This window comes from Pseudomonas sp. DF5 (genome assembly GCF_058148225.1).
This window is the reverse complement of record NZ_JBYVYM010000001.1, coordinates 169,538-183,164: the sequence shown is the minus strand read 5'-3', so window position 1 is coordinate 183,164 and position 13,627 is coordinate 169,538. Positions and strand designations below refer to the sequence as shown.

Annotated in this window: 14 protein-coding genes; 9 read left to right on the top strand and 5 right to left on the bottom strand. The window is 59.7% G+C overall.

Translation table 11 applies throughout. From position 1 onward, the window contains the following. The first annotated feature begins 406 nt into the window (after nucleotides 1-406). Together rpmB and rpmG are read left to right on the top strand one after the other, a co-directional pair. Nucleotides 407-640 carry a 50S ribosomal protein L28 gene (rpmB, locus tag AC30D7_RS00880; protein WP_007894701.1) on the top strand — a complete coding sequence of 78 codons (234 nt, stop codon included), beginning with the start codon at nucleotides 407-409 and terminating at the stop codon, nucleotides 638-640. Nucleotides 641-651: 11 nt separating this feature from the next. Further along, nucleotides 652-807, top strand: a complete 156-nt coding sequence (rpmG, locus tag AC30D7_RS00875; protein ID WP_003177274.1) for a 50S ribosomal protein L33 — start codon at nucleotides 652-654, stop codon at nucleotides 805-807. A gap of 155 nt (nucleotides 808-962) precedes the next feature. On the opposite strand, the gene AC30D7_RS00870 is transcribed toward rpmG, so the two are convergent. Continuing rightward, nucleotides 963-1,325, bottom strand: a complete 363-nt coding sequence (locus AC30D7_RS00870; RefSeq protein ID WP_490132685.1) for a cupin domain-containing protein — start codon at nucleotides 1,323-1,325, stop codon at nucleotides 963-965. A 237-nt stretch (nucleotides 1,326-1,562) separates the two neighbouring features. Between AC30D7_RS00870 and AC30D7_RS00865 the strand changes: the two genes are divergently transcribed. Both AC30D7_RS00865 and AC30D7_RS00860 read left to right on the top strand, forming a co-directional pair. Then, on the top strand, nucleotides 1,563-3,056 hold the full coding sequence (locus AC30D7_RS00865) for an aldehyde dehydrogenase (RefSeq protein ID WP_490132684.1): 1,494 nt from the start codon (nucleotides 1,563-1,565) through the stop codon (nucleotides 3,054-3,056). Nucleotides 3,057-3,245: 189 nt separating this feature from the next. Next, nucleotides 3,246-4,391 (top strand): MFS transporter, encoded by a 1,146-nt coding sequence (locus tag AC30D7_RS00860; RefSeq protein WP_490132683.1) that lies wholly within the window; start codon nucleotides 3,246-3,248, stop codon nucleotides 4,389-4,391. A 165-nt stretch (nucleotides 4,392-4,556) separates the two neighbouring features. Here AC30D7_RS00860 and AC30D7_RS00855 read toward each other — a convergent pair whose 3' ends face one another. Further along, a complete protein-coding gene (locus AC30D7_RS00855; protein WP_490132682.1) occupies nucleotides 4,557-6,128 on the bottom strand; it encodes a phospholipase D family protein in 1,572 nt (523 codons plus the stop codon). Nucleotides 6,129-6,184: 56 nt separating this feature from the next. Continuing rightward, nucleotides 6,185-7,606 (bottom strand): aminotransferase-like domain-containing protein, encoded by a 1,422-nt coding sequence (locus AC30D7_RS00850; RefSeq protein WP_490132681.1) that lies wholly within the window; start codon nucleotides 7,604-7,606, stop codon nucleotides 6,185-6,187. Between the two features lie 179 nt (nucleotides 7,607-7,785). On the opposite strand from AC30D7_RS00850, the gene AC30D7_RS00845 reads away from it, so the two are divergent. Next, entirely contained in the window at nucleotides 7,786-8,031 is a 246-nt protein-coding gene (locus AC30D7_RS00845) for a DUF1127 domain-containing protein (RefSeq protein WP_490132680.1), read from the top strand. A gap of 133 nt (nucleotides 8,032-8,164) precedes the next feature. On the opposite strand, the gene AC30D7_RS00840 is transcribed toward AC30D7_RS00845, so the two are convergent. Beyond that, entirely contained in the window at nucleotides 8,165-9,478 is a 1,314-nt protein-coding gene (locus AC30D7_RS00840) for an NAD(P)/FAD-dependent oxidoreductase (protein ID WP_490132679.1), read from the bottom strand. Between the two features lie 147 nt (nucleotides 9,479-9,625). Here AC30D7_RS00840 and AC30D7_RS00835 point away from each other — a divergent pair, with 147 nt between their 5' ends. Next, nucleotides 9,626-9,979: a YkgJ family cysteine cluster protein gene (locus tag AC30D7_RS00835; protein WP_007934627.1), complete on the top strand. Its 354-nt coding sequence runs from the start codon at nucleotides 9,626-9,628 to the stop codon at nucleotides 9,977-9,979. Between the two features lie 125 nt (nucleotides 9,980-10,104). On the opposite strand, the gene AC30D7_RS00830 is transcribed toward AC30D7_RS00835, so the two are convergent. Then, nucleotides 10,105-10,593, bottom strand: a complete 489-nt coding sequence (locus AC30D7_RS00830) for an Lrp/AsnC ligand binding domain-containing protein (RefSeq protein ID WP_003177284.1) — start codon at nucleotides 10,591-10,593, stop codon at nucleotides 10,105-10,107. Nucleotides 10,594-10,749: 156 nt separating this feature from the next. On the opposite strand from AC30D7_RS00830, the gene dadA reads away from it, so the two are divergent. The 3 genes from dadA (at nucleotide 10,750) to alr (ending at nucleotide 13,564) form a co-directional block, all read left to right on the top strand. After that, the gene (gene dadA, locus AC30D7_RS00825) at nucleotides 10,750-12,054 is read left to right on the top strand and encodes a D-amino acid dehydrogenase (RefSeq protein ID WP_026331818.1); all 1,305 of its coding nucleotides are present in this window, start codon (nucleotides 10,750-10,752) and stop codon (nucleotides 12,052-12,054) included. Beyond that, a complete protein-coding gene (locus AC30D7_RS00820; RefSeq protein WP_018927502.1) occupies nucleotides 12,026-12,379 on the top strand; it encodes a RidA family protein in 354 nt (117 codons plus the stop codon). The genes dadA and AC30D7_RS00820 overlap by 29 nt, the downstream gene beginning before the upstream one ends. Nucleotides 12,380-12,490: 111 nt before the next feature. Continuing rightward, the gene (gene alr, locus AC30D7_RS00815) at nucleotides 12,491-13,564 is read left to right on the top strand and encodes an alanine racemase (RefSeq protein WP_019580481.1); all 1,074 of its coding nucleotides are present in this window, start codon (nucleotides 12,491-12,493) and stop codon (nucleotides 13,562-13,564) included. Nucleotides 13,565-13,627: the final 63 nt, after the last annotated feature.

Sequence of the window (13,627 nt, the reverse complement as noted above, 5' to 3'; positions counted from 1 at the left end):
AGTCTGGAAAAGGCCTACCCTAGTGGGCTCTTTTGAAAATGACTATCCCCTTTTTCATTTTGAGGGGAGTATGGGCGATTGTTTTCGGTGGGTGACGATTGATAAAACCCCTGGATTGGCCTGTTGGCCGATTTTCTGCGACGAGCGGTCGCTATCGGGCTCAGCCTTTGTCCAAGGCACTCGGCGCCCGAAAAGCCGGGTTTTTATCAACTCAATTCACACCGGTTGTTGTTGCTCTCTGGTCTTTCTGGTATAAAGCAGCGCTCTTTTCTAGGGGCCCGGTTCCTTCGCTTGTAGGTGTAGCCGGTAAGACCCTTAAAGAAACGCGGCGCCTGGCGCCAAATGACTGAGAGATTAAGCGGCCAACCCATGCCGGGTTGGGCATGTGGTTTTAGAGGGCTGAGGCATGTCGAGAGTCTGTCAAGTTACCGGTAAGGGTCCGGTGACTGGGAATAACATTTCCCACGCAAACAACAAAACCCGTCGTCGTTTCCTGCCGAACCTGCAGCATCACCGCTTCTGGGTTGAAGAAGAGAAACGTTTCGTGCGTCTGCGCGTATCTGCCAAAGGCATGCGTATCATCGACAAGCGTGGCATCACTGTCGTGCTGGCCGAAATCCGCAAAGCTGGCAAGATCTAAGGGAGCTAATCATGCGTGAATTGATTCGTTTGATTTCGAGCGCCGGTACTGGTCACTTCTACACTACTGACAAGAACAAGCGCACTACTCCGGACAAAATCGAGATCAAGAAATATGATCCGGTTGTTCGCAAGCACGTGATCTACAAAGAAGGCAAAATCAAGTAATTGATTTTTCCCTCTTACGAAAAAGGCCCATATCGCGAGATACGGGCCTTTTTTGTTGCCTGTCGTTTTGCATTGCCTGGGCCGGCCCTTTCGCTCCCACATTGGATCTGTGAATGACGCAGATCCAGTGTGGGGCGCTTAAACGATAAAGATTTTCAGGCCTTCTGTTCAAACACCACATAAATCTTGCGGCACGGTTCCAGCACTTCCCAGGTGCCTTTGAAACCGGCCGGAATCACGAAGCGATCGCCCATGCGCAGGGTCTTGGCGCCGCCATCGTCATCGCGCAGTACTGACACCCCCTGAACGATTTCGCAGTATTCGTGTTCGGTGTAGTTCACCCGCCACTGACCGACTTCGCCTTCCCAGACACCTGCACTCATCTGGCCACACGGGCTGTTGTAATGGTTGTACACCACCTGCTCGGGGTCGCCCTTGAGGACTTTTGCCGGGTCTGGCCGATAGCGATCGGGCTGGGTGGTGGCCTGACTGAAATCGACGATATCCTGAATGCTCATGCTGGTATTCCCCCGTGATTACGGCGCGACTGGCTGGAAAATTGAAAGTCTATGTTTATTAAAATGAACATCGCAAGGCCGTTTAACGGCCTTATGTCAAATATATTGAAACTTCACCCGCCGCTGGTTTAGGGTAACGGTTGCCTTGAGCCGAAAAACAGGCTGGCCGGGCAGAATTCCTGACAGCACCCGCGAAGAGCGCGGGGTGCTCGTATTCAATAAGAGGAGGACACTCGTATGACCACCCTGACTCGTGCCGACTGGGAACAACGGGCTCGTGATCTGAAGATCGAAGGCCGCGCCTACATCAATGGCGAATACACCGATGCCGTCTCCGGTGAGACCTTCGAGTGCATCAGCCCGGTCGATGGCCGTCTGCTGGGCAAGATTGCCAGCTGTGACGCCGCCGACGCCCAGCGTGCCGTGGAAAACGCCCGCGCCACCTTCAATTCCGGCGTCTGGTCGCGCCTGGCGCCGACCAAGCGCAAAGCCACCATGATTCGTTTTGCCGGCTTGTTGAAACAGCACGCCGAAGAGCTGGCCCTGCTCGAAACCCTGGACATGGGCAAGCCGATCAGCGATTCCCTGTACATCGACGTTCCTGGCGCGGCGCAAGCCCTGAGCTGGAGTGGTGAGGCCATCGACAAGCTCTACGACGAAGTCGCCGCCACCCCGCACGATCAGTTGGGGCTGGTGACTCGCGAGCCGGTCGGTGTGGTCGGTGCGATCGTGCCGTGGAACTTCCCGTTGATGATGGCCTGCTGGAAACTCGGCCCGGCGCTGTCTACCGGTAACTCGGTGATCCTCAAGCCTTCGGAAAAATCGCCGCTGACTGCTATTCGTATTGCAGCGCTGGCGGTTGAAGCCGGTATTCCGAAAGGTGTGCTCAACGTGCTGCCGGGGTACGGTCACACCGTCGGCAAGGCCCTGGCCCTGCACATGGACGTCGATACCCTGGTGTTCACCGGGTCGACCAAAATCGCCAAGCAACTGCTGATCTACTCCGGCGAATCGAACATGAAGCGTGTCTGGCTCGAAGCTGGTGGCAAGAGCCCGAATATCGTTTTCGCCGATGCACCGGACCTGCAGGCTGCCGCCGAATCAGCTGCCAGTGCCATTGCCTTCAACCAGGGCGAAGTCTGCACCGCCGGTTCGCGCCTGTTGGTCGAGCGTTCGATCAAAGACAAATTCCTGCCGCTGGTAATCGAAGCCCTCAAGGCCTGGAAGCCAGGCAATCCGCTGGACCCGGCGACCAACGTCGGTGCGCTGGTGGATACCCAGCAGATGAACACCGTGCTGTCCTACATCGAATCCGGTCACTCCGATGGCGCCAAACTGGTGGCTGGCGGCAAGCGTATTCTTCAGGAAACCGGGGGCACCTACGTCGAGCCGACGATTTTTGACGGTGTCAGCAACGCGATGAAAATTGCCCAGGAAGAAATCTTTGGCCCGGTGTTGTCGGTGATCACTTTCGATACCGCCGAAGAAGCCGTTGCGATTGCCAACGACACCCCTTACGGCCTCGCGGCGGCAGTATGGACCACGGACATCTCGAAGGCCCACCTCACCGCCAAGGCATTGCGTGCGGGTAGCGTTTGGGTCAACCAGTACGATGGCGGCGACATGACCGCGCCGTTCGGTGGCTTCAAACAGTCCGGGAACGGTCGCGACAAGTCATTGCACGCGTTCGACAAGTACACCGAGCTGAAGGCGACCTGGATCAAGTTGTAAGCCTGTGTGGAGCCCGATCGAACATCGGGCTCCCGAGCGACACAGATCCCCTGTGGGAGCGGGCTTGCTCGCGAAGGCGCCGTAACAGCCAACGATGATGTTGGATGTGATGGCCTCTTCGCGAGCAAGCCCGCTCCCACATTTACTTTGTGCGGCCAGTAAAAATAACAATCCACAGGAGCGTGGAACATGCGTTGGGCGACTTATTTCGCCGTCTTGGCGTCTGTCTTGAGTGTCGGCCTGGCCTTGGGCGTCAGCATGCCGTTGGTATCGCTGCGTCTGGAGGGCTGGGGTTACGGCTCGTTCGCCATTGGCGTGATGGCGGCGATGCCGGCCATTGGCGTGCTGCTGGGGGCGAAGATCTCCAGCCACCTCGCGGCCCGTCTCGGCACGGCGAATCTGATGCGCCTGTGCCTGTGGGCCGGGGCAGTATCCATCGGTTTGCTGGCACTGTGGCCAAGCTACCCGATCTGGCTGGTGCTGCGGTTGATGATCGGGGTGATCCTGACCCTCGTCTTCATCCTCGGCGAAAGCTGGATCAATCAACTGGTGGTCGAGCAATGGCGCGGGCGGCTGGTGGCGCTGTATGGCAGCAGTTATGCCCTGAGTCAGCTGGCCGGGCCGTTACTGTTGGGGGCGTTGGGCACCGAGCACGATTATGGTTTCTGGGTGGGCGTCGGTTTGCTGATGACGTCACCGTTGTTGCTGCTGGGTCGCAGCGGAGCGCCCACCAGCGAAGCTTGCAGCGTGACCCTTAACGACTTGCTGAATTTCTGCCGCGGCCTGCCGGCAATTGCCTGGGCGGTGTCGCTGTTTGCTGCGTTCGAAGCGATGATCCTGACCTTGTTGCCGGTCTACTGCCTGCGTCAGGGCTTCACCACGGAAATCGCCCTGGCGATGGTCAGCACGGTGGTGGTGGGGGATGCCTTGTTGCAGTTGCCGATTGGCGCGCTGGCTGATCGCTTGTCGCGGCGTACATTGTTTACCGGCTGTGCGGTGCTTTTGCTGCTGTCGAGCCTGGCAATTCCGTTGCTGATCGATACGTTGCTGATCTGGCCGCTGTGGGTGTTGTTTGGCGCTAGCGCCGGCGGTCTGTTCACCTTGTCGCTGATCCTGATCGGTGAGCGTTATCGCGACGATGCGCTGGTGCGGGCCAATGCCCATATCGCGCAGCTGTGGGGGATCGGTTGCCTGATCGGGCCGTTGGCGGCCGGTGCCGGCAGCCAGTGGATCAGCGGGCATGCCTTGCCATTGCTGATGGCGGCGGGCGCGTTGGGGTTGGTGATTCTGGTGTCGCGGCAAGGAGCGTTTGGAATGGTTGCCGAGCCGGCCTGAGCGCTGCACAAAACCTGTGGCGAGGGAGCTTGCTCCCGCTGGGGCGCGCAGCGGCCCTAAATCATGTGCTGTCGCTTACTCAGGTAGAGCGTGGACGTCGATTTGCGACTGCTGCAGCCGAGCGGGAGCAAGCTCCCTCGCCACAATTTATCACCAGACTCCTGACTACAGCATTTTCTCCAGGCCAATCGTACTGCTGAACCACGAATTGAAATGCCGCCACCAGCTCCCCGGTTCCTTGGTCAATGTGTGCTGCTTGCCGTCGTCTTCGGTGACCCAGACTATCTGACCCTTTTCCAGTCGCGCCTGATAGCTGAGGGCCGGGGCCATACCCTCCAGCGCCAGTTCGCGCACACGCCCGGCAAGCTCCGGGTTGTCCACCAGTACCCCGACTTCGGTGTTCCAGAGCACCGAGCGCGGGTCGAAATTGAATGAGCCGATGAAGGCTTTTTGTCGGTCGAAGATCATGGCCTTGCTGTGCAAACTGGAATCGGAGCTTTGGTTGTATGATCCGCTGTGAAACAGGCTCGGTCCGCTGCCGATGTTGTCTCCGGGCTGGCGGCGCAACTCGAACAATTGCACGCCATGTTCCAGCAAGGCTTTACGATAAGGCGCGTACCCACCGTGCACGGCGGGTACATCGGTGGCCTCCAGTGAGTTTGTCAGCAAACTGACCGACACCCCGGCATCGGCGCGACCGGTCAGGTACACCAGCCCTGGTTGACCGGGCACGATGTAGGCCGAGATCATGATCAGCTCTTTGCTGACCCCATTGAGTTCAGGCGCCAACTGGGTGGTCAGCAGCAAATGCGGATCAGGTTCGCCGTCGGACAGCACCTTGCTCGGAGCGTCCCATAGTGCCTGGTTCCAGGCCCAGATCAGCTCCCGACGCCAGGCGTCCAGGCGCGGGTGAGTGGTGTAGGTCATCAACTGCAGATAGAGCGCGTGATTCTGTTTGCGTGTTTCTTCCAGGGACTCGTCCAGTCGGGTTCGGGTATTTCTCAGGTCTTTGGCGCTCGGCTTGCTTGAGAGAAACTGCTCGATCGGCTTGCTCAGGGCGCTGTTCCAGTACTGGTCGAAGCTGTGCCCCAATTGCTCTGCAACCGGCCCAATGCTGAGCATGTCGATGTCGGTGAAATTCAGTTTGGGTTCAGCATCGAAATACTCGTCCCCCAGGTTACGTCCGCCAACGATTGCCGCGCTGTTGTCCGCCACCCACAGTTTGTTGTGCATGCGCCGGTGTTGCAGTGACACGTTGAACAACCGGCCCATGGTTCGCGTGACGCCGGTGCTGCGGCCCAGGTGCAGTGGGTTGAACACGCGAATCTGAATCTGCGGATGCGCAGCAAGGGTTGCGATGATCTGGTCGAGGCCGTCGCTGGTGGTGTCGTCGAGCAGAATTCGCACCCGCACGCCGCGGTCGGCGGCCTTGAGCAACTCGCTTATCAATATCCGTGTGCTGATGCCGTCATGGACGATGTAGTACTGCAAATCGAGGCTGCTCTGGGCGCTTCGAATCAGCTCGGCGCGAGCAGTGAAGGCTTCGGTGCTATCGGACAGCAAGCGGAAGCCCGACTGGCCCTTGTAGGGCGTGGCCTGGGCCTGGATCGAACGGCCGAAAGCAGAGTCGGTCGCGGGCAGGGCCTGGCTCGGTTCCCGAGGGACATTGAGTGTCGTGCAGCTACCAAGGAACGAAGCGAGTAACAGAAGAGCAAGCAGGGGCTGTCTGATTCTCACGGAGCGTATTCCGGATGGTGGCGGATAGCATATGGACGCCGTATCCCGAAGAAAGGTCAGTCGGTTTCAGCCAGCAGTCTGATTGCTGTCGCACCGACCTTGCGCACTGCTTCTTCAATCTGCGGGGTCGTTTTGGCAGCGTAGTTCATCCGCAGGCAGTTGCGGTATTTGCCCGAGGCGGAAAAGATGCTGCCCACGGCAATCTGTACGCCTTGATCATGCAGCGCACGATTGAGTTTCAGCGTGTCGAAGCCCTCCGGCAGTTCGACCCACAGCATGAAGCTGCCTTGCGGACGGCTGGCGCGGGTACCGGCGGGGAAATAACGGGTGACCCAATCGATCATTACGTCGCGATTGCGCTGGTATTGCATCCGCATCCGCCGCAAATGTGGTTCGAAGTGTCCGGCCTTGAGAAATTCGGCAATTGCGATCTGTGGCTGCGGCGCGGTGCAGCCGGTGCTGATGTACTTCATGTGCAGCACCCGTTCCAGATAACGGCCCGGTGCCACCCAGCCAATGCGCAGGCCCGGTGCCAGGGTCTTGGAGAAGGAACTGCAGAGCAGGACGCGGCCGTCTTCGTCGAAGGATTTGATCGTGCGCGGGCGTGGGTAGGTGTAGGCCAGTTCGCCATACACATCGTCCTCGATAATCGCCACGTCGAAACGCTGCGCGAGCGTCAACAGCGCACGTTTGCGTGACTCGGGCATGATGTAGCCCAGTGGGTTGTTGCAGTTGGGGGTCAACTGTATGGCCTTGATCGGCCATTGCTCCAACGCCAGCTCCAACGCTTCGAGGCTGATGCCGGTGAGCGGGTCGGTGGGAATTTCCAGGGCTTTCATGCCCAGCCCCTTGAGCGTCTGCATGGCGCCGTGAAAGCTTGGTGAATCAACCGCCACGATGTCGCCGGGCTCGCAGATGGCGCGGATGCTGGTGGACAGCGCTTCGTGGCAACCGGTGGTGACCACCAGATCGTTGGCGCTCAACTGGCAGCCGGAGTCGAGCATCAGGCGAGCGATCTGCTCGCGCAGCTCCAGGGTGCCGTAGATATTGTCGTAATACAGGCCGGGCATGTCCTGCCGACGGCTGATTTGCGCCAGATTGCGCAGCAGCGGTTTCATGGTCGGCGAGGTGATATCCGGCATGCCGCGGCCCAATTGCACGACATCCTTGCGCGGCACGGCGCGGATCAGTTCCAGCACCTGATCCCACTGTGAAATATCCACCGGTCGTTGGGCTGGACGGCCAACCACGGGGAGCTCTGGCAGTTCGCGGCTCACCGGTACGAAATAGCCGGATTTGGGTTTGGGCATCGCCAGGCCCACGTCCTCCAGCACGCGATAGGCCTGCTGCACCGTGCTCAGGCTGACCCCGTGTTCAACACTCAGCGCCCTCACCGACGGTAGCCGGTCACCGGGGCGATAGAAGCCCTGTTCGATACGTGTGCCGAGCAACTCGGCGAGGTTGACGTAAAGGGTCATGGTGCAGTCTCGATGTGGGTGATTCGGTTAACCAATACAGATGGGGTAAAAATAAGCGATTCAGAGGCCGAAACAGAAAATCTGTATGGAAATAATACAGCTCTGTTGAATCTGTAATGCTTTTGGCCGTCCGCGCATCATGAAAGCTCTGGCTACCCATGTAAACAGGAGCGACGAAAATGAACGGCTTGAGCGATGTGCGGCTGACGTTACACAGTCAGGAACTGGCGGCAGGGCAAAAGAACGGCACGCGTGAGGCGGTCATGCGCAACGCACCGTCCTGCCTGGGTCGCTGGGGCCTGTTCTGGCATCGTCTGCACACGCGCAAGACGCTGCTGGAGCTGACGCCGGAGCAACTCAAGGATGTCGGGTTGAGTCTGGAGCAGGCGCGGAATGAGGGACTTAAACCGTTCTGGCGGATCTGAACATTGCAGCGCTCTTTGAATTGATTCGCGAGCAAGCCCGCTCCCACATTATGCCAGGTTGCTGGATATGAACCCGGTCAAATGCAGGAGCGGGCTTGCTCGCGAAAGCGCCGGCACGGACACTAAAAATCTTTCAGGCCAGTTCTTTTAAGCGATGCCAAAGCATCCCCAACGCCAACAACGGCGAACGCAAATGTTTGCCCCCCGGAAAGGTAATGTGCGGCACTTGGGCAAACAGATCGAACCCGCCGCTGTGCTGCCCGCTGATGGCTTCAGCCAGCAACTTGCCCGCCAAATGCGTGGCATTTACGCCATGACCGGAATAGGCCTGGGCGTAATACACATTCGGTTGGTCCTTGAGCCGGCCGATCTGCGGCAGGCGATTGGCGCCGATGCCGATCATCCCGCCCCACTGATAGTCGATCTTCACCTCCGCCAGTTGCGGGAACACCGCCAGCATCTTCGGGCGCATGTAGGCGGCGATGTCTTTCGGGTCGCGTCCTGAATAATGGCAGGCGCCGCCGAACAGCAGGCGGCGGTCCGCCGAGAGTCGGTAATAATCCAGCGCTACCCGTTGATCACAGACCGCCATGTTTTGCGGCAGCAGCGCGTGAGCCTGCTCTTCACTCAAGGGTTCGGTGGCGATGATGTAACTGCCGGCGGGCAGCACCTTGCCGCCAAGTTGCGGGTTGAGATCGTTGAGGTAGGCGTTGCAGCCCAGCACCAGGGTCTTGGCGCGAACCGTGCCCTGAGCGGTGTGGACCTTGACCTCGGGACCGTAATCGATGCGGGTCACCGCCGATTGCTCGAACAGTTTCGCGCCCAATTGCCGAGCCGCTGCCGCTTCGCCCAGTGCCAGGTTCAGTGGGTGCAGATGCCCTGAGCCCATGTCGATCAAACCGCCGACATAGCGATCGGAACCCACCACGCTGTGTATTTCGTTGGCTTGCAGCAAACGGGTTTCGTAACGGTAACCGAGGTGGCGCAACTCTTCGGCGTCTTCGGCGAAGCCTTCCAGGTCGCGGGTTTTGTTGGCGAGGTCGCAATAGCCCCAGGTCAGGTCGCAAGCAATCTGAAAACGCTCGATTCGCTGTCGGACGATTTCCACTGCTTCCAGGCCCATCAGTTTCATCTGACGCACGCCGTCTGCACCGATCACATCGGCGAACTGATCGAGGCCATGGCCGACGCCGCGAATCAATTGCCCGCCATTGCGTCCACTGGCGCCCCAACCGATCTTGTGCGCTTCCAGCAGCACCACGCGCAAGCCTCGTTCGGCCAGTTCGAGCGCGGTGTTCAGCCCCGAGAACCCGCCACCCACCACACACACGTCCGCGACCAGCTCACCTGTGAGTGTTGGAAGGTCGGGTTGCGGCAGGCTGCTGGCGGCGTAATAAGAGGCGACGTGCCGGTGGTCAGGGGCAGGTTGCTGAACGGGGGCGTTCATGGACGTCATCCTGTTGCGTGTGTTTGAAAAAGTTGACGGAGCATAAGCCGCCCCTTCGAATACGGGCAACATTGGTCGGTTGGTGCTGTCTGGGTCGGGGCTTTTGCGTCAGAATCCCCATCTATTTCGCATTCGGTCACCGCTTCGATGAGCTGCAACAGTCAGAAAATTCGCACGCTGCGCCAGCAGATTCCCACCTTCGAGTGCGTGCCCGGCTGCCATGACTGCTGTGGGCCGGTGACCACCTCGCCCGAAGAAATGTCCCGCCTGCCGCGCAAGACCCGGGCCGAGCAGGACGCGGCGATGGACGAACTCAATTGCGTCCATCTTGGGCCCAACGGCTGCACGGTGTATGACGAACGACCGTTGATCTGTAGGCTGTTCGGCACCACCAAGACGTTGCCATGCCCCAACGGGCGGCGACCGGTGGAACTGATCCATCCGCGGGTCGAGAAGCAGATTCATGAGTACATGGCTTCTACCCGACAGGTGTTGGTCTGACTGTTGCGTAAGTCAGACTCACCGAGTCGACCGCCATCGCGGGCAAGCCCGCTCCCACAAGATCGGCGCAACACCTGTGGGAGCGGGCTTGCCCGCGATGGGGCCCGGACATGCACCACAAAGCCTCAATCCGGAATCGGCAGGCTCAAGCTCTCTTTCACTTCTTCCATCACGATATAGCTCTTGGATTCGCGCACATGTGGCAACTTGAGCAGGATGTCGCCCAGCAGTTTGCGGTACGAGGCCATCTCGGAAATCCGCGCTTTCACCAGATAGTCGAAGTCCCCTGACACCAGATGGCATTCAAGGACGTGGGGCAGTTTCAGCACCGCACGTCGGAACTCTTCGAAGGTATCGCCGGATTTGTAGTCGAGACTGATCTCGACGAACACCAACAGACTACCCTTCAGGTGCTGCGGATTCAGCCGGGCGTTGTAGCCCATGATGATCCCTTCGCGCTCCAGACGTCGTACCCGCTCGGTGCAGGGGGTGGTGGAGAGTCCGACCTTTTCCCCCAGTTCGGTGAAGGAGATACGCCCGTCCGCTTGCAGGATCCGCAGGATGTTGCGGTCGATCTTGTCCAGCTCACGTTTGGTCTGAGTGTTGGTCCGCATAGGGGATGCGCCTCCGTGAAAAGGGTTTTTGCCGAGAATTGTCGCCAAATATAGGCGCTTATATAGTGAAAAGCACTGGCTGATCTTTTTTAAACTGCCCACATCTTCGGTCTGCACAATAAACGTCAGCGGTAAGCCGCGATGAGGGATATGAAAATGCGCGTTCTGGTCTTGGGTAGCGGCGTCATCGGTACCGCCAGTGCCTATTATCTGGCACGAGCCGGCTTTGAAGTGACGGTCGTGGACCGTCAGCCAGCGCCGGCCATGGAAACCAGTTTCGCCAACGCCGGGCAGGTTTCGCCGGGTTATGCCTCGCCGTGGGCCGCACCGGGCGTGCCGCTCAAAGCCATCAAGTGGCTGCTGCAGCGCCATGCGCCATTGGCGATCAAGGCCACCGCCGACATCGACCAATACCTGTGGATGGCGCAGATGCTGCGCAACTGCACCGCCAGCCGTTACGCGGTGAACAAGGAGCGCATGGTGCGTCTGTCCGAGTACAGCCGCGATTGCCTCGACGAATTGCGCGCCGAAACCGGCATTGCCTACGAAGGCCGTAGCCTCGGTACTACTCAGCTGTTCCGCACCCAGGCGCAGCTTGATGGCGCCGCCAAAGACATCGCCGTGCTGAAAGAGTCCGGCGTGCCGTTCGAGCTGCTCGACCGCGCCGGCATTGCCCGGGTCGAACCGGCCCTGGCCAGCGTCACCGACATCCTCGCCGGTGCCTTGCGCCTGCCGAACGACCAGACCGGCGACTGCCAGATTTTCACCACCCGCCTGGCCGAAATGGCCGTGAAACTGGGTGTGGAGTTCCGCTTCGGCCAGGACATCCAGCGTCTCGACTTCGCCGGTGATCGCATCAACGGTGTGTGGATCGACGGCAAGCTGGAAACCGCCGACCGTTACGTGCTGGCCCTCGGCAGTTACTCGCCGCAGTTGCTCAAGCCGCTGGGTATCAAGGCCCCGGTGTACCCACTCAAGGGGTACTCGCTGACCGTGCCGATCACCAACCCGGCGATGGCCCCGACGTCGACCATTCTCGATGAGACCTACAAGGTCGCGATCACCCGCTTCGACAACCGCATCCGCGTCGGCGGCATGGCTGAAATCGCCGGTTTTGACCTGTCGTTGAACCCGCGCCGGCGCGAAACCCTGGAGATGATCGTCAACGACCTTTATCCTCAGGGCGGCAATCTGCCCGAAGCGAGTTTCTGGACCGGCCTGCGTCCGACTACTCCGGACGGGACGCCGATTGTCGGCGCCACACCGTTTAAAAATCTGTTCTTGAATACGGGCCACGGCACGCTCGGCTGGACCATGGCTTGTGGTTCCGGTCGTTTGCTGGCTGACCTGATGGCCAAGAGAACGCCGCAGATCAGCGCCGAAGGCCTCGATATTTCCCGTTATGGCAACAAACTTAAGGAGCCTGCAAAACATGTCAATCCAGCGCCAGCTCACCAATGAGCGCATGAGCCAGATCGTTGTCCATAACGGTACCGTGTATCTGGCAGGACAGGTCGGCGACGACATGAGCGCCGGGATTGAACAGCAGACCCGTGAAGCCCTCGCCAATATCGAGCGTCTGCTGGATCTGGCCGGGACGGACAAGAACCGTCTGCTCTCGGTGACCATTTACCTGAAAGACATCGACGCGCACTTCGCAGGCATGAATTCGGTGTGGGACCAGTGGCTGCCAAAAGGCGTCGCGCCGGCCCGTGCCACGGTCGAATCGAAGCTGTGTGAACCGCAAATCCTGGTCGAGCTGTCGGTCGTTGCCGCGCTGCCGTAAACGCTCTGCCATAAATCAAGTCACAAAGATCCCTCTCCCGGCGCTGTTGGTGGTTCACGCTGTCAGCCAGCGCCGGTTTTTTTCCCAATGACCGCCTAGAAGTCTGCCGCCATGCGTCCTGCCCGTGCCCTGATTGACCTTCAAGCCCTGCGTCACAACTACCGGATTGCCCGTGAAGTCACGGGTGCCCGTGCCCTCGCGGTGATCAAGGCCGATGCCTACGGCCATGGCGCGGTGCGTTGCGCCCAGGCACTGGAAGCCGAGGCGGACGGATTTGCCGTGGCGTGTATCGAAGAGGCCCTGGAGCTGCGCGCCGCCGGTATTCGTGCGCCGGTGTTGCTGCTGGAAGGTTTTTTCGAAGCCGATGAGTTGGCGCTGATCGTTGAGCATGACTTCTGGTGTGTGGTGCATTCGTTGTGGCAACTCGAAGCCATCGAAAAAGCCACGCTGAGCAAACCGATCACGGTGTGGCTCAAGCTCGACTCCGGCATGCATCGGGTTGGTCTGCATCCAGCGGATTACCAGGCCGCCTATCAACGGCTGCTGGCCAGCGGCCAAGTGGCGAAGATCGTGTTGATGAGTCACTTCGCCCGCGCCGATGAGCTGCACTGCCACGCCAGCGTCGATCAGGTCGCGGTATTCGAAGCGGCGCGTAAGGGTTTGGCGGCCGAAATCAGCCTGCGTAACTCGCCGGCGGTGCTTGGTTGGCCGCAGATTCCGAGCGATTGGGTGCGCCCGGGCATCATGCTCTACGGCGCGACGCCGTTCGAAGAGGCCAATGCCGTGGCGTCTCGCCTGCAACCGGTGATGACCCTGGAATCGAAGGTGATTTGCGTGCGTGAACTGCCGGCCGGCGAGCCGATTGGTTACGGCGCGAAATTCATTACCCCCAAACCGATGCGTGTGGGCGTGGTGGCGATGGGGTACGCCGACGGTTATCCGCGTCAGGCACCGAGCGGCACGCCGGTGCTGGTGGCCGGGCAGCGCAGTCAGTTGCTGGGGCGGGTATCGATGGACATGCTCTGCGTCGACCTGACCGACGTACCGCAAGCCGGCCTCGGTTCGCCCGTCGAGTTGTGGGGCAAAAATATCCTCGCCAGTGACGTCGCGACGGCCGCCGACACGATTCCTTATCAGATCTTCTGCAACCTGCGCCGGGTGCCGCTGCTCTATTCCGGGGCTTGACGAACAGTCCTCCGAACCGAAAGTCGCTTCGCCAGGCTGGATTCAGGCTCAAGTGTTGTAAAT